The 19,192-nt window shown below is 69.9% G+C and carries 15 protein-coding genes; 8 read left to right on the forward strand and 7 right to left on the reverse strand.

What is annotated here, in order from left to right; all coding sequences use genetic code 11:
* Positions 1-17: 17 nt before the first annotated feature.
* A complete protein-coding gene (locus tag ACFWZH_RS30270; protein ID WP_384438259.1) occupies positions 18-1,223 on the reverse strand; it encodes an acyltransferase family protein in 1,206 nt (401 codons plus the stop codon).
* 137 nt (positions 1,224-1,360) lie between these two features.
* Entirely contained in the window at positions 1,361-2,074 is a 714-nt protein-coding gene (locus ACFWZH_RS30275; RefSeq protein ID WP_384438262.1) for a TetR/AcrR family transcriptional regulator, read from the reverse strand.
* Positions 2,075-2,826: 752 nt separating this feature from the next.
* Between ACFWZH_RS30275 and ACFWZH_RS30280 the strand changes: the two genes are divergently transcribed.
* Positions 2,827-3,252, forward strand: coding sequence for a hypothetical protein (locus ACFWZH_RS30280; RefSeq protein WP_384438265.1), 426 nt, complete (start codon positions 2,827-2,829; stop codon positions 3,250-3,252).
* 82 nt (positions 3,253-3,334) lie between these two features.
* Entirely contained in the window at positions 3,335-4,555 is a 1,221-nt protein-coding gene (locus tag ACFWZH_RS30285; RefSeq protein WP_384438267.1) for a M20 family metallopeptidase, read from the forward strand.
* Positions 4,556-4,683: 128 nt separating this feature from the next.
* Here ACFWZH_RS30285 and ACFWZH_RS30290 read toward each other — a convergent pair whose 3' ends face one another.
* The 3 genes from ACFWZH_RS30290 to ACFWZH_RS30300 all read right to left on the reverse strand — a co-directional run bounded on the left by ACFWZH_RS30290 (position 4,684) and on the right by ACFWZH_RS30300 (position 8,259).
* Positions 4,684-6,774 carry an NACHT domain-containing protein gene (locus tag ACFWZH_RS30290; protein WP_384438270.1) on the reverse strand — a complete coding sequence of 697 codons (2,091 nt, stop codon included), beginning with the start codon at positions 6,772-6,774 and terminating at the stop codon, positions 4,684-4,686.
* Between the two features lie 251 nt (positions 6,775-7,025).
* Entirely contained in the window at positions 7,026-7,421 is a 396-nt protein-coding gene (locus tag ACFWZH_RS30295; RefSeq protein ID WP_384438273.1) for a VOC family protein, read from the reverse strand.
* 175 nt (positions 7,422-7,596) lie between these two features.
* The gene (locus tag ACFWZH_RS30300) at positions 7,597-8,259 is read right to left on the reverse strand and encodes a TetR/AcrR family transcriptional regulator (RefSeq protein ID WP_384438276.1); all 663 of its coding nucleotides are present in this window, start codon (positions 8,257-8,259) and stop codon (positions 7,597-7,599) included.
* 136 nt (positions 8,260-8,395) lie between these two features.
* On the opposite strand from ACFWZH_RS30300, the gene ACFWZH_RS30305 reads away from it, so the two are divergent.
* Together ACFWZH_RS30305 and ACFWZH_RS30310 are read left to right on the forward strand one after the other, a co-directional pair.
* Positions 8,396-9,031 (forward strand): MSMEG_1061 family FMN-dependent PPOX-type flavoprotein, encoded by a 636-nt coding sequence (locus tag ACFWZH_RS30305; RefSeq protein WP_384438279.1) that lies wholly within the window; start codon positions 8,396-8,398, stop codon positions 9,029-9,031.
* Positions 9,032-9,033: 2 nt separating this feature from the next.
* Entirely contained in the window at positions 9,034-9,942 is a 909-nt protein-coding gene (locus ACFWZH_RS30310) for a PDR/VanB family oxidoreductase (RefSeq protein ID WP_384438282.1), read from the forward strand.
* Positions 9,943-10,057: 115 nt separating this feature from the next.
* On the opposite strand, the gene ACFWZH_RS30315 is transcribed toward ACFWZH_RS30310, so the two are convergent.
* Entirely contained in the window at positions 10,058-11,806 is a 1,749-nt protein-coding gene (locus ACFWZH_RS30315; RefSeq protein WP_384438285.1) for a hypothetical protein, read from the reverse strand.
* Positions 11,807-12,169: 363 nt separating this feature from the next.
* On the opposite strand from ACFWZH_RS30315, the gene ACFWZH_RS30320 reads away from it, so the two are divergent.
* On the forward strand, positions 12,170-13,582 hold the full coding sequence (locus ACFWZH_RS30320) for a VCBS repeat-containing protein (protein WP_384438288.1): 1,413 nt from the start codon (positions 12,170-12,172) through the stop codon (positions 13,580-13,582).
* Between the two features lie 103 nt (positions 13,583-13,685).
* Positions 13,686-14,717: a hypothetical protein gene (locus tag ACFWZH_RS30325; protein WP_384438291.1), complete on the forward strand. Its 1,032-nt coding sequence runs from the start codon at positions 13,686-13,688 to the stop codon at positions 14,715-14,717.
* A gap of 139 nt (positions 14,718-14,856) precedes the next feature.
* Here the strand turns inward: ACFWZH_RS30325 and ACFWZH_RS30330 are convergent, their stop codons facing one another.
* Complete coding sequence (locus ACFWZH_RS30330; RefSeq protein WP_384438294.1) at positions 14,857-18,048, reverse strand: NACHT domain-containing protein; 3,192 nt, start codon at positions 18,046-18,048, stop codon at positions 14,857-14,859.
* A 390-nt stretch (positions 18,049-18,438) separates the two neighbouring features.
* On the opposite strand from ACFWZH_RS30330, the gene ACFWZH_RS30335 reads away from it, so the two are divergent.
* Both ACFWZH_RS30335 and ACFWZH_RS30340 read left to right on the forward strand, forming a co-directional pair.
* The gene (locus ACFWZH_RS30335) at positions 18,439-18,726 is read left to right on the forward strand and encodes a hypothetical protein (protein WP_384438296.1); all 288 of its coding nucleotides are present in this window, start codon (positions 18,439-18,441) and stop codon (positions 18,724-18,726) included.
* A gap of 106 nt (positions 18,727-18,832) precedes the next feature.
* The gene (locus tag ACFWZH_RS30340) at positions 18,833-19,168 is read left to right on the forward strand and encodes a hypothetical protein (RefSeq protein ID WP_384438299.1); all 336 of its coding nucleotides are present in this window, start codon (positions 18,833-18,835) and stop codon (positions 19,166-19,168) included.
* Positions 19,169-19,192: the final 24 nt, after the last annotated feature.

Consider the following 19,192-nt stretch of genomic DNA (forward strand, 5'->3'; position numbering starts at 1 on the left):
CGCGCCGTAGGCGACGTTCACAGCACTCGATCGGCGCGCGGAAGGCGACGCGCCGCATAGGCCACGGCCCAGCACAACGGCAGGGCAAGGGCGCCGACGAGCGCGAACTTGACCGCCGCCGGAGCGTGCACCAGGCGGAAGGCGAAGCCGAGCCCGACAAGGACCGGCGCATGGATGACGTAGACGGCGAAGGCATGGCGGGACAGGAACGCGGCGGTGGCCCCCTGCCGGTTGAGGCGCTCACGGAAGACCACCGTCAGCCCGAGGACCATACCCACCGCGAACGTCGACTCCCACGCGGCGGTGACCAGCGACTGCCAACTGCCGTGCCCCACGAGCGTTGCGGTATCCACCGTGACGACGAAGGGAAGGTACGCCAGCGTCGCCACCGTGGCCACGGCGAAACCCCCCCAGCCCACGACGCGCGGCAGGCTCTGCGCCCAGCCCCGACGGTAGGCAAGCACACCGAGGACGAAGAAACTCGCGTACTGCGGCATGAAGTTGGGGGTGGGCAGCCCGAGGAACGGCACGTAGGTGTCGCTGGGCACCACGATCCGCCACAGATACGTGCCAACGGCCAGCGCAACGGTGAAGGCGACGACAGTCAGCGGCCGCAAGGGCCGCGACACCTGCACCGCCGCGCGCCGGTTCTCCCCGGCCGGGCCGAGCGCCCGACGCGCGCCACCGCGCCGGACCAGCGCGTAGAGCACCGCGAACACCAGCAGCACCTCGACGAACCACAGCGGCCCCGCATCCCAACTCAGCACGTAGTACACCCAGTAGGGGAGGGCTTCACCGCGCGCGGCGAACTCGGCCCGCATGTCGGCGTACCCGCCAAGGCCCGTCAGCGGACGGAGCAGCAGCAGGAAGACGAGCAGGGGAATGCCGAGCCGCTTCAGGCGGTCCCGGAAGAACGGGCGTGCGCCCTTGCGGTCGTAGGAGGCCGGGGTGAAATACCCGGCGATCATGAAGAAGAAGCCCATGAAGAACGCCTGGTTGAACATGACGAAGACGTCCAGGAGCAGCCCGGAGCCGTCCTTGGCGGGCTCGGTGTAGTACCAGGCGGGGATGTTGCCGTAGGTGACGGCGGTGTGGTGCAGCACCACGAGCGCCGTCAGCGTGATCCGCAGATTGTCGATGTAGAGCAGCCGCGGGCGCGCTGGCCTCGCAGCGGCCGGCTCGGCCCCGGCCTGCAGGGCCGCGGATGTCGGATCGCCGGTCATGAAAAGTCTCTCCCCGTTGTGTGCGGCCAGCCGAAGGGAACCGAAGTCCCGCTGGAACCAGGTCAGTTGAGCGTGCCCGCAGTGCGCTGCACCGCGCTGCACCGCGATTCCCGCGCTGCACCGCGATTGACCGCGCTTTACTGCGAACCGGCGCGGTCGGGTGCGGCTCCGTGCGATCGCGTGGAGGCACGGCCGTCCGCACGCGTGGCGTGCTCGAAGGTGTCGGCGAGTTCGCCGGCATAGGCGGTCAGATCGCTCTCGGGACGGGCACTCCAGTACGCGAACATGTGGTCGATTCCGGCCTGGAGGCTGACGGCCATGACACGGACGTCGAACGCGCGGAACTCACCGCTTCGTTGCCCCTCCAGGAAGACCTTCTCCAACGCCACGTAGATCGGCTCGCTCGACGCGATGCCATAGCGCGGCGCTCCGTCGGCAGTACGGAAGTGATGGAAGATCTCACCGAGCGCGGTGAGCTGGGTCTGGTGGTTGAGCATGTACTCGGCGACCGACTCGATGTAGATGCGCAGCCACGCACCCGCCCCGACCCGCTCGTCCAGCCGGGCACCGACAAAGGCGCCGATCCCCTCGTAGACCTGCTCGACGGTGCGCTCGATCAGCTCGCTCTTACCGGCGAAGTGATACGAGATCACCCCCTTGCTGATGCCCGCCCGTTCGGCGATCTGCGCCAGCGAGGCCTTCGCGAACCCCCGTGCCGCGATGGTCTCGACGGCGGCATCGATGATCTGGGCGCGGCGCGCCTTCTCGATGAACGACCGCTCCGGCTCCCGCGACTCCGGCTCACCCTCCCCGCCGTCGAACTGGCCACCAGGATCATTTTTTGACCGCATGGCCAAAATCTTAGACGCACGGCCAACTGCTGTCCAAACGGACCACGTTGCACCGGACCGTCCACGGACCGTCCACGGACCGTCCACGGTGCGCCAGGAGGCGAAGACCGGACCGTCCACGGTGCGCCAGGAGGCGAAGACCGGACCGTCCACGGTGCGCCAGGAGGCGAAGATCGGTGCGGGTGCCTGCGCCGCCTCGGCACAGGACCTCGCCGGGCCGGCCGGCGACGAGGCGGGAGGTGTCCTTGACGTCACTGATCAGCCGGTGCGGCGGTGGGCCGGCCACGGCCGCGACGTCCTTGTGCGGCGGTGGGCTGGCCACGGCCGCGACGTCCTTGTGCGGCGGGCTCCACCGCCCCGACCGCCGCGAGACGCCGGGCAAGGGGCCGTTTCCGGACGTCCACCGATGCTGACGAGGCCTCATCCCCGTCTGAAGCACCATGCACCCTCCCCGGAGGAGGACCATCGCACCATACGGACGCCTGAGAGGGATCTGCCCTATACGGACGCCTGGGAGGGATCTGCCATGCGCATCGCGCTGCTCATCGCCACCGCCGCGGAAGTGGACAGCTGCCACGCCCTGTACGCACACCCTCGTGTCCGAGGGACACCAGGTGTGGACGGCACCGTGAACGGGCTGTCCTCACTCGGCACTCGTACTCGGTGCTCGGCACTCGGTGCTCGGCACTCGGTACTCGGTGCTCGGTGCTCGGTACCGAGATGCGCTGTCCACGGGAAGGCCCGGCGAGGCCGTGGAGCCGTTCGCATCGTTCTCCGGCAAGCTGGAACAGCGCGACTTCTCGGACATCGACGCGGGTGGGGTAGTGAACTACCCCACCGTCGGTCGAGGAAGCGGTCTGGCAGCTCCGTGGTGCCTCAATGAGCAGGTGCCGTTCATCAACGACGTCACCGGGATCCTGATGCTCAACACCAAGACCGCCCTGGCGGCCCTCGTTCCACCCGCGCACCTGCCGCACACGCCGGTGTCCCACTCCTTCACCGAACCGTGGGCCGCATACCTCAGCGCCCCCGACACCACCTGGCTGGTCACACCACCCGCCGGCGACGCCGGCGCCGACGTCTACCTCCTGGAACCCGGATCGAGCAACAACAGGGTCGTGCCGCAGTCCATGACCGGCAACACCGCCTCACCGATCTCCTCACCAAAGGGGGCCTGATGGGCCTTGGCAACCGCTACCGCGTCCTGCAGGAACACCTGCCGCACACCCGCCGCGTCCCGCTCGAGGCGGTGATCGCCCGATGACTGCCGACCCGCAGCCCTCAACCCTGCTCAGCGAGGCCCGGGCCCTGCTGCCCGGCATCGTGGCCGTACGGCGCGAGATCCACCGCGCACCGGAAGTGGGAATCCATCTGCCCCGGACGCAGGCGACGATCCTGCGGGAACTCGCCGACCTGGACCTCGCGGTGTCCGTCGGTGCGGGCCTCAGCTCCGTCGTGGCCGTACTGCAGGGCGCTCGCCCCGGGCGCACGATGCTGCTGCGCGCGGACATGGACGCACTGCCGCAGCAGGAGGACACCGGCCTGGCGTTCGCCTCACAGGAGGCCGGTGTCATGCACGCCTGCGGTCATGACACGCACACGGCCATGCTCATCGGCGCGGCCCGCCTGCTCACCGCCCGCCGGGACCGGCTGGCGGGGCGGGTGGTGTTCATGTTCCAGCCGGGTGAGGAGGTCGGCGGCGGTGCCGAGCGGATGATCGGCGAGGGCCTCCTCGCCCCTGCCGACGGCCCGCCGGTGGACGGCGCCTTCGCCCTGCACATCGCCACCCGCCACGAGGCGGGCACGGTGCACCTGCGGCCCGGACCGCAGTTCGCGGCCGCCGACACCCTGCGCATCACCGTGCGCGGGCGCGCCGGGCACGCCGCCGCGCCGCACAAGGCGCTCGATCCCGTTCCGGTCGCCTGCGAGATCGTCCAGGCCCTGCAGACCATGGTGACCCGGACCCTCGGCGTCTTCGAGCCCGTCGTCGTCACCGTCACCAGCCTCACCGCGGGACGTGCCTACAACATCATCCCCGAGACCGCGGAGCTGTTCGGCACCTACCGCACGCTGTCCGAACCCAGCCGGCAGGCCGTGCGCGAGGGCATCACCAGGGTCGCCCACGGCGTGGCCGCCGCCCACGGCGCCACCGCGGACGTGGACCTCGTCGACGGCTACCCCCCGCTGCACAACGACCCCGACTTCGCCGCCCTCGTGCGCGGCGCGGCATCCACGGTCCTAGGCCCCACGAACGTGCGGGAACTGCCGCACCCGACCATGGGAGGCGAGGACTTCTCCTACGTCCTGCAACGCGTCCCCGGCACGATGGCCTACCTCGGCGCCTGCCCGGCGGGCCGTACCCCCGGGGCGGTGCCCGACAACCACTCCAACCACGTGGTGTACGAGGAGGACGCGCTCGCCGTCGGCACCGCCGTGCACTGCGCGGTCACCGAGGCCTTCCTCTGCGAATCCGCACCATAGCAACGGCGCAGGCCGACGAGGCAAAGTACGGCTCGCTTCCCTCGTCGGCCCGAGCCGGTGGCGTGGTTTCGCCACCGGCTCGGGCCGCCGGGGGAGTGGGTGGGCGCCGTCTTCCTCGACAGACGCCCTCACCGGGCCGACGGCCCGGCAGGCGCCGAACCGTCCATGCCACGGGCATGCAGGGCCGCGAAGTGGTCGAGGAACAGGCCGTGCACGAACATGTAGCCGCCGCCGACCCGGCGCAGCAGGATACGGTCGCTGGCGTCCTGCAGGAACCGCACCCACCTCAGCGGGATGCGGCCCTGCAGCGCCAGCATCACCCGCAGGGTGTAGTGGTGCAGCCAGGCACGCCCTCCGGTGTGCAACGCCGTCAGGACGAACACGGAAGTCCCGCACGTCAGCCCGTCGATCACACCGAACAGCAACGTCATCCGCGCCCCGAACGCCACTCCTGCCAGGATGCCGATGGCCGTCCCGCCCGGCAGACCGACGGCGACGGCGTTCACCAAAGAGCGGCGCATCCCCTCGTTCGGACTGATGCGGGCCTCTCGAAGCTGCGGCGACACCCCGCCGACCACCACGTAGAAGGTGATCGGCAGGGCCATGAAGAAGGCCGCGAAGACCACGGTGGTGGCAAGGCCCCACACGTGCATGATGGTCCCGACGATGGCGGACAGCGCCACACCCCACGGCAGGGCCGAGCGCAGTTGCCGGCCGGCGTTGTGCCGCAGGGAGTGCAACGACCAAGAGATGATCTCGGCCGGACGGATGGCGCGGTCGAACGCAAAGACGCAGACCAGCGCCCCGATCGCGGCACCTGTGAGCCAGCCCGTCGACACCCCCGCCACATGGACGTCGTTGCCCAGGCCGAAGAGCCTGGCCCCCAGGGTGTTGGCGTGGTCGATCGCGTACCCGCTCGCCAGAGCCATCGCCACCCCGAGCACAAGAGGGGACAAGCACGCCGTGACGACCCTCAGCAGCGGGTTCGAGACCCATCCGGGCTGCATCCACTCCACGTGGAACACCGTCTGGTCGTCCCGGCTCATCTGATGCGCGAGTTCACCCAGCCAGCGCACGACGCGTTCGTCGTCGTAGGCACGGCGGGACGGCCTGCGGCGCAGCGTGTGCCGGATATAGCTGTCGATCAGGTGCGAACGCCGGTCCGCGACCCGGCCTTCGGCCTCCAATTCCTGTGCGGACAATCCCCGATAGACCAAGGAGGCCACATTCAGCAGCAGCGGAGAGGCAAGCAGCGACAGCAACTGGTCGTCATGCGCGATCGCCGTGTGCAACCCTGCGAGCTGGGCTCCGGCGCCGGCCAGATGCGCCAACACCTGACCTTGCGTCAGGTCCCGAATGAAAACCGCCCGGTTCAAACGCAGCCGCGAGCCGATGTCCTCGTAGTCCGCCACCCGCGAGCACACGACGATCTGCAGCGGGCCGTTCGCACCGAGGAATGCGTTGATCGCCCTGACACAGCCCTCGCGGCGGTCGACCCTGACCTCGTCGAGACCGTCCAAAAGGGGCAGGATCATCTCGTCGTGGAGCCACTGCCGAGCCAGCGGCCGCGGAACGGTGTACCGGCGATGCAACTCGTCCTCAAGCCACTGCTCGAGCGGACTCTCCGCCTTCCCCCACGAGGAGAGATTGAACACGACGGGCATCGGCGCTTCGCCGTCGCACTGCGCCCGCTCAAGCAGCTCCGCGGCAATCTCCAGCAATAACGTCGTCTTGCCCGACCCCGGCATACCAAGGACCAGCAGGGAGCCTCCGGACCGGTCGAAAACATCGATGGCGCACGTCCCCGCCGGAAGCGCACGCGGCCGGTCCGGATCGTCGTACACCACGACGTTCCACGGGCGCTCCACCGCGTCCGACCGGGTCTCCAACCCCAACTCCAGCCTCGTCACCACCTCCAGCGACTGATGCAGGACCCCGTCGACCCAAAAGTCCCGCTGACGCTGGAGCATCAGCCTGCGGTGCTGCTGCTGAACCGGAGCATCGGGCGCTAAATCCTCCTGCGGCTCCATCCATGCCTGCCATGCCGCGACCCCCAGACACAACAGCGCCGTGATGCTGAAGGCGGCCCACGAAAGCGCGGAGTTCTTCACCAGCCAGTCGGGCAGCTGATCGGGTACGAGTTCGGTGGCAACCCCCGAACTGGCGCTGGCACACGCCAGCGCAATCGCAGCGGCAACCCTCGTCCTGCGCGCGGCCACAACAGACCTACCTGGCGTCCGGCATAGCGAACATCCCCCAGAAAGTACGGTGCCGGGGAGCGGACAGGCATGAGCACCTTCCGATGCCGCCGCGCCAACTTCTTCACTTGTATCCGTCGCACTTACAGAGCGTCAATTCCCCAAAAGTGTGACGCCACGGCCATGCGAAGCGCCCCGAATATCCCGCGCAAAACGGCCGCCAGAGCCGGCGTGCACAGCGCCCGCCGACACCACCGTCGTCACCACCGTCGTCACCTCGTCCCGTGCCCCTCACGGGCGGCCAGGACGAAGGGGTGTCCCGCGGGATCCGCATAACGCCGAAGGTCGAAGGGCCCACCGTTGTCCCGGGTCTCCAGGGGACGTGCACCGAGGTCGATCGCCTCACGCTCCGCCTGGTCCATGGTGTCCTTGGGGACCAGGAAGTGCAGATGCGCCTGCTGTGAGGACTCCGGCCGGGGCCAGCTCGGCGGCGCGGCACCCAGATCCCGCCGGACGACGATGCGCACACCCCCGGTCTCGACGATCTCGATGTAGTCCGGGTGGCCGCCGACACGTGACGTACCCCCGAGGAAACGGGCGTAGAACTCGGCCAACTCCTCAGGCTCGGCAGCATCCAGCACCAGGACGCTGTTCTTGGCGACCGCCATCTGAACCCTCCCTCCGGGGCAGGCCCGCACCTGCCGGTACCCCTCGACTACCCGGGGGCCACCCGGAAACGCAGCCAGGACCGCGGCAACGCCGACCTCCCCTCGCCCATCGCCTGGCTTCTCAGACGCCTCAGATGTCTCGGATCTCTAGGATGTCTCGGACATATTGGATGTCTCAGATGTCTCGGACGTCCTCGCTCCTCGACCGTCCTGCGCCCGGCCCACCCGAGAGGTAGCCGGTGAGCATGGCGACCAGTTCGCTCTCCAGCCGGGCGGGGTCGAGCGGGTCGGGCGCGGCGATGAGCTGGTGAACGACCAGCTCGACCGTGGAGACCAGGAGCCGGGCAGCGACCTCCATGTCCGCGACCCCGACCTCCGGGTGGTTCTCGATCAGCTCACGGGCGTAGACCGTCCGCGCCTGCTGGTACTGGGAGGTCTTCTCCAGCAACTCGGGGGAGCGCGGCGCCTGTTCGAGCATGACGCGCAGCAGCTGCGGATCGTCCCGATGGTTGTCGATCGTCAGGCGTACATAACGGCGCACGACCTCTTCGAGGGAATCGGGAGCCTGACCGTCATCGCCGCGCGTGAGAGCGCCCATCCCGGCGTCGAGGTGCCCGATCAGCAACTCGACGAGGATCGCGTCCTTGTTCGGGTAGTACTGGTACAGCGAGCCGATGGAGACCCGCGCCCGCTCGGCGATCCGGTTGGTGGTCCCGGCGGCATGGCCGTACTCGGCGAAAACATGAGCAGCGGCGGCGAGGATCCGCTGCCGGGTGACCTCGGCCCGGCCCTGACGGGGCTGCTTACGTGGCTGAAGTCCGTGACGCTGCGACGCCATGACACCTCCTGGACAGCGCGTGCGAATGCGAGTAGCGCAGAACCTGAGTAATTGCTCACAATACTGCCATGACCTGCGACGCAGCGGCGCATGGCGCTCTTTGACGCGGTCTTTCGCCCGCCGAGAAGGAGTACCCGTGACGCAGCCGCAGCCCCCTACGCGCCCCCGGCGGGTCTCACCCACCGAGGTCCTCGTCCGGCTCGGAGAACCGGAGGCGACGACCAAGGCGAAGATCCTCGACCGTATCGACGAGCACTTCCACCGCTTCATCGCGCACTCGCCCTTCCTGACGATGGCCACCGCCGACGCCGCGGGCCGCGCCGACTGCTCGCCCCGGGGCGACTACCCCGGGTTCGTGAAAGTCCTGGACACCCACACCCTCGCGATCCCCGACCGACCCGGCAACAAGATCGCCGACTCCTTCCGCAACCTCGCCGAGAACGACGGCATCGGCCTGCTCTTCCTCATCCCCGGCCTGCGCGAGACGCTGCGGGTCAACGGACGCGCCTACCCCACCGACGAGCCCGACGTACTCGCCAGGATGCGGACCGAGGCCAGCACGCCGGAACTGGCGCTCGTCGTGCAGGTGACCCAGGCGTACTTCCACTGCGGACGCGCCCTCATCCGCTCCCGACTGTGGGACCCCACCAGCCAGGCCCTCGCCGACGAGATCCCCACGCCCGGCGAGATGGCCACGGCCCAGTTCGGCCTCGACATCGACCCCGGCCTCATCGACCGCGGACTCGAAGACACCTACCGAAAGCTCTACTGACCATGCAACAGACCATCGTCGACCGCATCGACCCGGTCGCCGACAACGCCGTCGGCCTCGTCCTGCGCGGCACCACAGGACCACTGGCGCCCTGGGAACCCGGAGCACACATCGACCTCACACTGCCGAACTGGCTGACCCGGCAGTACTCACTGTGCGGGGACCCGGCCGACCGCACGTCCTATCGCATCGCCGTACGACACGAGCGCCTCAGCCGGGGCGGGTCCGAATACATCCACCGGTTCCTGCGCCCAGGACACCCCCTCAACGTGTCGCTGCCCCGCAACCACTTCCCGCTCGTCCCCGCACCCGAGTACCTCTTCCTCGCGGGCGGCATCGGCATCACCGCCGTCCTGCCGATGCTGCGCGCGGCGGCCGCGTCGCAGGTCCCGGCCTCGCTCGTGTACGTGGGACGGTCGGCCGCGACCATGCCGTTCGCCGACGAACTGCGCGCCGTCCACGGCCGGCGCGTCCGCACCGTCGCCACACGCGAACAGGGCAGGCCGGACTTCGGCGCCCTCGCGGCCGGGCTGGACCCCGCCGCCCTGGTCTACTGCTGCGGCCCCGCGCCGATGCTCACCGCCGCGGAGGCCGCGTTCCCGCCCGACCGGCTGCACACGGAGCGGTTCCACCCGGCGGCCCGGTCCTTCGCGCCGAGCACCCCGTTCGAAGTGCTGTGCGCCAAGTCCGGACGCACAGTCCAGGTGCCGGCCGACGAAACCCTGCTCGACGCCCTGGCCCACGCCGGGCACCCCCTGCCGTCCGGCTGCCGCGAGGGCGTCTGCGGAAGCTGCGAACTCACCGTCCTGGAGGGCGAGCCCGAGCACCGCGACGACATCGGCGCCCCCGCAGGCCGCATGTACGCCTGCGTGTCGCGCGCGCTGACCCCGCGTCTGGTGCTGAACCTCTGAGACCTCTGAGGCCTCTGAGACTTCTGAGACCGTTGAGACCGCCGACCGCCCACCGGACGAACCACCCACCCACCCCGCCGCCCGCAGGAGCCGAGCGCCGGCTGCCGTCACCGATTCAGCCGCAGCCGGAGCCGGAGCCGGAGCCGGGGCCGGAGCCGGGGCCGGAGCCGGGGCCGGAGCCGCAGTCGGAGCCGGGGCCGGAGCCGCTCTTCGTGCCCGTGGCTTCGAGGCGGCAGAAGCACGACGCCTCGACGGGGACATCCGCCAGTGCGGTGGCCAGGGTGAGTTGCTGGGCGACGATGCGGGCCTCGCCCGTCCTGCCGAGCCGCACGAGGCATTCGTGGAAGCCGTGCAGGGCCCAGACGTTCCCCGGATGCTGCAAGGACCTGGGCAGGGTGTCGTCAAGCCCGAGATCGGCCCGGTAGACGGCCTCGGCCTCTTCGACCCGGCCCCGCTCGAGCAGCAGCGCCCCGTAGGCGTGGCGGGTCGGCTGCATCCAGCCCCACGGTTCGTCGTAGGGCAGGCTGTCGTCGAGCTCGACGGAACGCTCAAGGCAGGCGAACGCCACGTCGTACTCGCCCTGACGGTAGGCGAGTTCGCCGTCGAGCATGGCCGAGGCGATCGCCAGGATGTCCCGGCAGGTGTTGTTGAACAGCATCCGCGTCGGGGGAACCCGTTCGACCGCATCGCGGAACAGCCCCCGTTCGGCCTCGGCCCGTGCCGTCGCCCGCGTCGCGGAGTACGCCACGGCGCGCGCGTAGTGCAGCATCGCCGTGGTGACGCAGTACAGCTCCGCATCACCAGGCATCGGCAGCGCGAGGATGTCCCCCCACCGGCCGAAGCGGATCAGCACATGCACCCGCATGGCCAAGAAGCCCTCCAGCCAGTCGGCCATGGGCGGGCTCTCCACACGCAGCAGCTCCTCGGGGATGGACGCCTCAAGCTGCGCGGCCGTCTCCAGCGCCACCTCGCACTGGCCCAGGAACATCGCACCGTAGATCTTGAAGTGGTAGTTGTGCGAGCGGTACAGCGTGTAGAAGTTCATCGCGCCGGCTCGCCGCAGGTACTTCTCGTCAGCCCTGATCGCGTCGCTGTTGCCCGAGACGACCTTCCGGTAGTCGCCGCACAGCACATCGAGATGCGAGGGCATGTGGTGCAGGTGGCCCGCGTCCGGGACCAGCCCCCGCAGGCGGTCGGCGACCACCAGGGCCTTCTCCGGCGTCGGCGACATCTCCATCAGGTGGATGTACATGTGCAGTACGCCCGGGTGACCGGCGCCGGCCCCGGTCAGCAACGCGCGATCGAGGACGGCCTTCGCCTCCAGCGTGCGCGCGCCGACGGCGGGCTCGCCCGTGCGCAGATCCCACAGCCGCCACGGGGTGAGGTTCATCAACGCATCCGCGTAGAGGGCGGCGACGTCCAGATCGTCGGGCGCGAGGTCGTATGCGGCACGCATGGCCTGGGCGTAGGGCTCGTTCCAGATGGAGCAGTCCTGCGCGGCCTGCGAGGCGGGGTAGCGCTCGCCCAGCGCCGCGATGAGCGCGCGCTCGGTCGGCGTGGCCCCGTCGCACAGCGCGCCGGCCCGTTCGACGGCGGTGTGCGCCCGTTGCACCGTCTGCCGCAGATCGGCGTCGTCGAAGAACTCCCAGGGCTTGTTGTAGTTGGGTCCCAGGGCGTACGCGACACCCCAGTACGCCATGGCGCATCCGGGATCCGCGGCCGCCGCCGCCTCGAAGCAGCGGACCGCCTCCTCGTGGTGGAACGCGAAGCTCCACGCAAGACCACGGTCGAACCAGCGCTGCGCGTGTGACGAACGTGTCGATACGGGCCGGGTGTGAGCCCCGAGGTCGAAGAAGTACTCCATGAGATCTCCTGCAGAGCGATGTACGCAGGCACCGATCGAGGCTGGTCGGCCGGCGCCTACTTTGCGATCGGCCCTGCTCTGCGATCGGCCCTGCTCGTCGGCCGGCCCGCGCGTGGCCGGCAGAGCAACAAGCCCGCAGCGGCTCCTTCCTCCCGAAACGGCACGTAAATCCACCATCAGCCTATTTCGTCGGCCTTCGACGCCCCCACCTGGACACCCACCACGGTCCCCACAGCGTTTCTCCCGTTCCTCACGCAACCCTTGAGTCACATCAGCGGTCTCCTGTGCGCCCTCCCGTGCAGTGCCGAAGGACAGCTCCGGACAGACACGGGTGATTCCCCCCCCCGTAACAGGAGACTCAGCTTGCGCAAGCACCTCGTCGTCGGCCTGGCCACTGCCACCGCGGCGGCACTGACCGGTGGTCTGCTCGTCGCCACGGCGGACACCGCCGCCGCGGCCGGCTCGGGCGTTCCCGGCGACTTCAACAACGACGGCTACCGCGATATCGCCGTCGCCGCTCCCGGCGCCCACGTCAACGGCCGCTCCGGCGCGGGGCAGGTCGTCATCGTCTACGGCGGCGTGAGCGACCCGGCCAACGCCAGGCGCACCGTCATCAGCCAGGACAGCACCGGCGTCCCCGGCACCGCCGAGGCCGGCGACGGATTCGGTGAGGCCGTCGTCGCCGAGGACTTCAACGGCGACGGCTACGCCGACCTGGCCGTCGGCGCCCCCGGCGAGGACGTCGGCACCGACACCGACGGCGGCACCGTCGCCATCCTGTGGGGCTCGGACACCGGCCTGACCAGCGGCGTGACGGTCGCCGACCCGGCGCCGTCCGCACACGACAAGTTCGGTCGGCTCCTGACCGCACTGACCGACGGCGACCAAAAGCCCGACCTGGCCATCGCCTCCGACCGTCCCACCATCGACGTCTACCGCGGAGGCTTCACCACGTCGGGCACCACCGGCGGCAGCTACCGCTTCGTCCCGCCGAGCACGGTCACGACCGCCCCCGCCTCCCTCACCTCGGGCAACTTCGGCGGCCACGACCTGATCGCGGACCTGGTCGTCACCGGCCCCAGCACGTACTACGTCCTCGGCTCCGACTCGGGCCTCAACCCCGCCAGTCACACCAAGCTGCCCACCAGCACCGCCGCCGCGATCGGCGACTTCGACGCCAACAAGTACGCAGACCTCGCACTCGGCGCCCCGGACGAGTCCGGCGGCATCGTCCGCGTCTTCAACGGCGACGCCGACGGCCCGGCCGCCACCATGTCCTACAGCATCACCCAGGACTCTCCCGGCATCCCCGACTCCAGCGAGCCCGGCGACCGCTTCGGCGCCTCCCTCGCGGTCACCCGCTGGAACGGCAGCAGCCACCAGAACCTGGCCATCGGCGCCCCGGGCGAGAGCCTGGGCAGCGCCACCGGCACCGGCGCGGTCACCTACGTCTACGGCAGCGAGACCGGACTCGACGGCCTGGGCCCCAACGACGGCACACACGCCCAGTTCTTCGCCCAGAGCACCCCGAACGTCCCCGGCAGCGACGAGACCGGCGACCACTTCGGCAACGCCGTCCACCTCGCCGACACCCACAACGACGGCCAGAGCGACCTGATCGTCGGCGTCGCCGGCGAGAACTCAGCGGACGGCGCGGTGGTCTACCTCCGCGGAGACGGCAGGATCGGCACCTACGGCACGCCCGGCATCACCCCTACCGGCACCGGCGTCGCCACCACCGGCACCCCCGGCTTCGGCGCGCACCTGGCCGGCTGACACACCACCACCGCCCGCGGCCCGTGCCACCCGACACCCCTCGCGTCGCACGGGCCGGGGAACCGTCCGACCTGCGCAATCGTCGGTTACGGATGTGACTGAAGTGACGCCCACCCTGCCTGCCGACCACCGCGAACTGATCTCCGACCTGTCCGGGATCGTCAGCGACTACCCCCATACAGACCCCGAATCGACCCTCGCCGTCCTCGCCGACGACGCGGCCGAGACCCTCGGCCGCGACGCCACCGTCGAAGGCCGCCGGGAACGGACCGGATACACGATCCTGCTGCATGCCACCTGCTGGTACGTCTCCACGCGCATCTTCAGCAAGTCCCTGTTCGCGTCGTACATACAGGCCCTGGACGGGCTCCGCGCGCAGCTGGACCGGGCCTCGTGCACCTGCCCGGCCGGCGCCCACCCCACGCAGCTGGACTCGGAGTACCAGGTCGAGGCCGGGGTGAGCATGCTGACCGAGGCCGGACGGGCCGCATTCGTCGAGGACTACGGCCTCGACGAGGAGGAGCCGGCGGTGTTCGACTGCGAGGGGTTCCTCGCCGACCTCGCCGACGAGGCCCTGAGCCGCTTGCACCAGGCACACCAGGAGCTCTTCGGCGGCATCGACGTCTCCCACCTGGACGCGCAGTTCGTCGGCGACGACGGCCGCCTCGACCTCGTCGCCATGCAGGAGGCGATCAGGCGCAGCTGGGAGGACAACACCGGCCCGGTCGCCCTATGGTCCGCCCGCCGCTGGCTGACCGGGCAGGTGCGCGACGAGGAACGGATCGGCCTGTTCCTGTGCCTGTGGATGGGCATCGCCCAGACGTACGAGGGTCTGCCGCCCTCCTACGCGCGCGACCTGGCCGCCGCGCTCGCCACCATCGACCTGGACGTCTCCTGCGAGCATCCGCGCCACCCCTGGTCCACCGCCGATTCCGACGTGCGCTCCCGATACCGCGCGGTGGTCCATCTGTACGCGCCCGACGACCACCCCGACACCCCCGTGCCCGCCGAGCTCTCGGCCCGCGAACTGTGGGAGTGCCCGGTGCAGTACGCCCAGTTGGCGCAGGCGGCGTGGGAAGACCTCAAGGGGTGGCGCATCATGCGCGGCGGCGAGGACGAGGACTGGGAGGGCTGAGCGGTACGGGCCGCTTCGGCGCTCGCCCTAGGGACGGGCCACCGGCGGCCCACTCTTCGCACTCCGGGAGCACGCGCCTTCCCCGCCATCGGTGCACCGCTCGACTCAAGCCCGGGCCGCCTGACCGGCCGGGTCGAAGTCAGCGGGTGCGCGGCACGATGTGCCTTACTCGGTAGGCGTGCAGACGCTCCCAAAGATCCGGCGAAAGCAGCCCGGACAGCACATGTTCGTGCAGCCACAGGACCTGGAACAGGGCGCGACGGACGGACGACGCAGGCGTCGTCACCCTCTCGTGCTCACCGAGCAGCAGGGGGACCAGGTCGCTCTGCAGGAACTCCCCGAGAGCATCGGACATCGCTTCAGGCAGTCGCTCCCTGTCCCGGGAGAATGCGGTCAGCAGCGCGTCCATGGTTCGTATCAGGTACTTGGAGGCTGTCGGAAGCATCAACCGAACGCCGCGGAGGGCTCGCATGTGAAGATCGCCGAGTTGCTCGTCGGTCACCGCCTCACGGTCGGCGAGCAGCAATTCGAGGAGGTCGTGGGCGAGCGATGAGGCAGGCGCGCCCTCAACCGGAGTGAAGACCGTCACTGCCTGGCCGAGCCAGCGGAACACCGGATCGAGACTGTGCCGCAGCACCGAGTCGTTCGTGCCGCCGGATAGAGCCATCTTGAGCCACAGATCCTCCCAGTAGGAGCGTGACCAGCCCGCCCCGCCATGCGCCTGCGGATAGCGGAACAGCCAGTTCATGTCGAGCGGCTCGGGGGTCCTGGCAGCGTGCGGTCGCAAGGAGACGCTCAGGTCCCGCCCCCCATCGTCCCAGTAGTGATGGACATCCAAGGACACCGCGAAGTCCGTCCACTGGCTTTCGTCCATCGCCGAACGCCACAGCAGACAGTGCCTGTGCCAGGCGCCGACGGGATCGTCCGATGCAGGGAAGAGCGTCGACGCAGGGCAGCGCCGCGCCAGCAGAACGATCACCAGAACGAGGTTCGAGGCGTAGAGACCGTGGCGCGAGGTGGTACGCAGCATTGCCGGTCGATAGCCCGGAAGCTGATCCGCCGTGCGCATCTGGTGCTGGCCCAGGACCTGGACGAGGAGCCGGACGAGGCGGCGGCGCTCCTCCTCAGGCATCGCATCGGTCAAGGAGCGTGCGTAGCGCAGCATCTGGCGGGAGGCCAGCGAGGTATGGGACAGCAGCGCGTAGGCGAGGTCGTCGTGGATGTGGCCGGCGCCGAGTGCGAGCGCGGGGCGGGCAGACAACAGGTCGGTGAGCAGGTGCAGGGCCAGTCGCACCGCGAGGTACTCGCCGAACGTCGCATGCAGGAACTCGTAGCTGGCCAGCACCTGCCCGTCCCGCCTGGACTGGGCGCGCTGGACGAAGAAGAACCGGCCCAGCACCACCTCGGCCGGGTTCAAAGGGGTACGGAACCCGCTGGCCTGCACCGGCGCTCGCCCGAGCACCGCCGTGAGGTCCTCTTCCAGCTCTGCGGCCGACACCCACTGGCGACCGCGGTTGAGCTGAGCGAAGGCCACCAGCGACAGGCGCTGCAGCTCCCGCTCGACGAGCTGGGCCGTCTCCTCCTCGGGTATCGCGCCCTGGGTCGACTTCTCCACCTCGCGTCGGGCGAACGAGGAGAGCAACTGTTCGTACAGCTCCGTCACGTCAAGGTGATCACCGGCGCCTCGGAGCGTTCCCTGGGTCGCGTCGTACAGCGCGAGCATGGTCAGCAACAGGGGCTGGGCGGCGAGTTCCGCATGCCGTTCGAGGTGCTCCCAGGCCAGGGGGGAGCGGTCGGCGGCGGCGAACCCGGCCGCGTTGGCCGCGTTCCACACAGTCAGCCACTGTCTGATGTGCTCGGGCCGGAAGGGTTCCAGACGCAGCACCACCAGACCGTCGGGAAAACGGGCCCGATCCGCCACGGCGGTTCGGCTGGTGACAAGCGCCAGGACAGGACGGCCCTGATCCGCCTCACGCTCCTGGAACTGGGCAACGCGTTCGAGGAAGTTGCTCTGGTGAACGCCGGTGGTCTGCAGCAACTCGTCGAAGCCGTCGAGGAGCAGCACGGGGGTGCTGCCGCCGCTTGAACGCACCAGGTCCGGCCAGCTCACCCTCTCGCCGGTGGCGGCTCTGATCGCCTGCTCGATCTGGTCCTGGAGGTCGTCCTCGGCGCGGACGTCCCGCAGCGGCACGCGCACGGGCAGGAAACCGACGGCAGGAAGCCGCGCGGCCAGCACACGAGTGAGTACGGACTTCCCCGCGCCGGGCTGCCCCAGCACCAGCAGCGGCGCGTGGGCCATAGAGGGGGAGGTGAGCGCACCGGCCAGATACCGTGTCAGATCCCGGCGGACCGGCAGGCGCTGCCACCACTGCTCGTCGGTCGGCTCGCTGGATCCGGGCACGTCGCTCACGCGGAAGTCCGGGTCGAGATAGAGCTCCTGGGTGGTGGGGATACGGATGCCGTCCGGCGCGGACTCGGCGTCCAGCACGGTGCGGCCAAGCGCCGCGCGGTGGGCGCGCGCGAGAGCTGCTGCCACGTCGACCGGTGGGTGCAGGGCCTCGGCTGTTCGGGCGAGGAGGGCCTCCACCCCTGCGAGGGCTCGGCCGACCTCCGCATGGGTGGCCTGCTGCGCCAGTTGCGTAGTCCACAACGCGAACTCCGGTGCCTGCGCGGCAAGTTGCACGTACAGGCTGTGGTAGCGCTCTTGCGCCTTCCTCGGCAGGACCCGGGTGAGGCTGTCGCCGGCCTGCTCACGCCGATGTCGAGGAAGCCCCTCCCAGAGGGCCAAGCCCTCAAGGAAGCGCACAAGCCTGTCGGCGTATTCGCCGTAGCGGACCAGCAGGGCCGCCCCGATGGCATCTGACGTGGTGTGCGGCGCCGGGCAGGGCAGGTCGGCATCGAGGAGCAGGGCCACCACGTCGGTGGCGTGAGGCGCTGAGGAACAGGACGCCGCATCGGTCCGGGCCAGGGCGAGTTGTTCGCTGCGTGTCAGCTCCACCTCATCCAGGCCGAACGGCAGCTCCAACTCCGTCATCGCCTCGAAGAACGCCACCACCACGATCACGGTGTGCGCCGCGCGCAGCAGTTGTGTGCGCTCCGCCCGGTCCTGGACCCGACCGAGCCGCGCGCCGACGCTGCGTGCCGCATCACGGCCGAGACCGATGAGCCGGCCGTTGGCGTCCGCCATGCCGATCACCGTGCCGCTGACCCCGCCGGTGGCCAGGTTCAGCGCCCCGCCCAGCGCCCGGTCCAGCCGCGCCAGCCCCTGCGGTTCGGCGCCGAGGAGCACCAGCGCATCGGCGAAGGTCAACAGTCTGCGCGCCGCCCCCATGGCCTCAATCCCCCTCGTCGCCTTCCACTGTGGCACGCACCGGCCCGCACGGGTCGGGAACGGGACATCGCGCTGCCATACACACTTCGCGCCATCGCCATCGCCGCCGCGGGCGCCGCGACGCCTCCGCTCGGCCCGAGATGCTCTCAAGATCCGCCGCAGAACCGAGCAGTCGCAACCTTGCTGCGGCGGCCGTGTGGACAGGCGGCCCTGCGGGTGCGAAGCCGTGGCAGGATAGCCCCATGTTGATCCGAAAGGGCGATGCCGCGTAGGCGCCCCAAGGCCGTCCGCGCAGAGCGGTGGCGGCCCCGATGGCAGTATCCGGTCCTCAAGGTCCCCGGCGTCTCCGCGCGGACTCGTGCAGCGATCCGCCGGGTCGAAGACCAGGAGATGTGGCCCAACGCGGTCGCTGTTGCACTCGCTCGTTTCGAGTGGGTCTTCCAGCAGCCTGGACGCTACCTGAACGCCTCCGAGGCCTCTTCGCCCGGGATAGAGGTGGAAGATGCCCGTGACGACCTGGAGCAGGCGATGCTGCACCTTCCTGCCGGAGCCAAACGGGACTTGGGTCGACTGATCACGCGCCTCGACGAGGAATTCGAGCGCCGTACCTTGCCGGAGCCCCACTCCGTCGAGTCGGCGATGTTCGGCTGGTGGTGGACCAGAATGCGGGAACGCTGACGGGGGCGCGCAGGGGCGAGCAGGGGCGAGCAGAGCAGCCTCTGCTTCGAGCACTGCTGTACGACCAGGCGTTCCACCACAGCAGATGTGCCCGCCCCTGCCCGGCATGGCCGAAGTCACCCTGGCCCCAGGAGACTTCGCCGGACACCCGGATCACCGTCTGCGATCATTTGGCTTCGGTACTAGAGCGGATGGGACCATCGAACAGGGGGGCAATGCCTGCAATGAGAACTTTCCGGCACTGGCGCTCTTCAGGCCGGCCGACCGCAACCCCCCGAAAGGCCAGCGGCGTTGCCCGCCGGCGACCACGCGCCGGCTGGGCGCGCCGATCGCCGCGGCCGTGCCGAGCATGTTCAGCCGGCAGGCCAACGGCCCGGACGTCGCCGCCGCGCCGGTGGCGGCGTCCTTCGTGGCGCAACGCGCACGACGCGCTCTGGCGTGAGCACACCCTGTGGCGCGCTTCCCC

The organism is Streptomyces sp. NPDC059008, from assembly GCF_042749045.1.
Taxonomy (GTDB): domain Bacteria; phylum Actinomycetota; class Actinomycetes; order Streptomycetales; family Streptomycetaceae; genus Streptomyces.

Coding starts and splice junctions, on each gene's coding strand:
- ACFWZH_RS30270 (WP_384438259.1), bottom strand. CDS start 1,223: ATGACCGGCGATCCGACATCCGCGGCCCTGCAGGCCGGGGCCGAGCCG.
- ACFWZH_RS30275 (WP_384438262.1), bottom strand. CDS start 2,074: ATGCGGTCAAAAAATGATCCTGGTGGCCAGTTCGACGGCGGGGAGGGT.
- ACFWZH_RS30285 (WP_384438267.1), top strand. CDS start 3,335: ATGACTGCCGACCCGCAGCCCTCAACCCTGCTCAGCGAGGCCCGGGCC.
- ACFWZH_RS30295 (WP_384438273.1), bottom strand. CDS start 7,421: ATGGCGGTCGCCAAGAACAGCGTCCTGGTGCTGGATGCTGCCGAGCCT.
- ACFWZH_RS30300 (WP_384438276.1), bottom strand. CDS start 8,259: ATGGCGTCGCAGCGTCACGGACTTCAGCCACGTAAGCAGCCCCGTCAG.
- ACFWZH_RS30310 (WP_384438282.1), top strand. CDS start 9,034: ATGCAACAGACCATCGTCGACCGCATCGACCCGGTCGCCGACAACGCC.
- ACFWZH_RS30315 (WP_384438285.1), bottom strand. CDS start 11,806: ATGGAGTACTTCTTCGACCTCGGGGCTCACACCCGGCCCGTATCGACA.
- ACFWZH_RS30330 (WP_384438294.1), bottom strand. CDS start 18,048: ATGGGGGCGGCGCGCAGACTGTTGACCTTCGCCGATGCGCTGGTGCTC.
- ACFWZH_RS30335 (WP_384438296.1), top strand. CDS start 18,439: ATGTGGCCCAACGCGGTCGCTGTTGCACTCGCTCGTTTCGAGTGGGTC.
- ACFWZH_RS30340 (WP_384438299.1), top strand. CDS start 18,833: ATGGCCGAAGTCACCCTGGCCCCAGGAGACTTCGCCGGACACCCGGAT.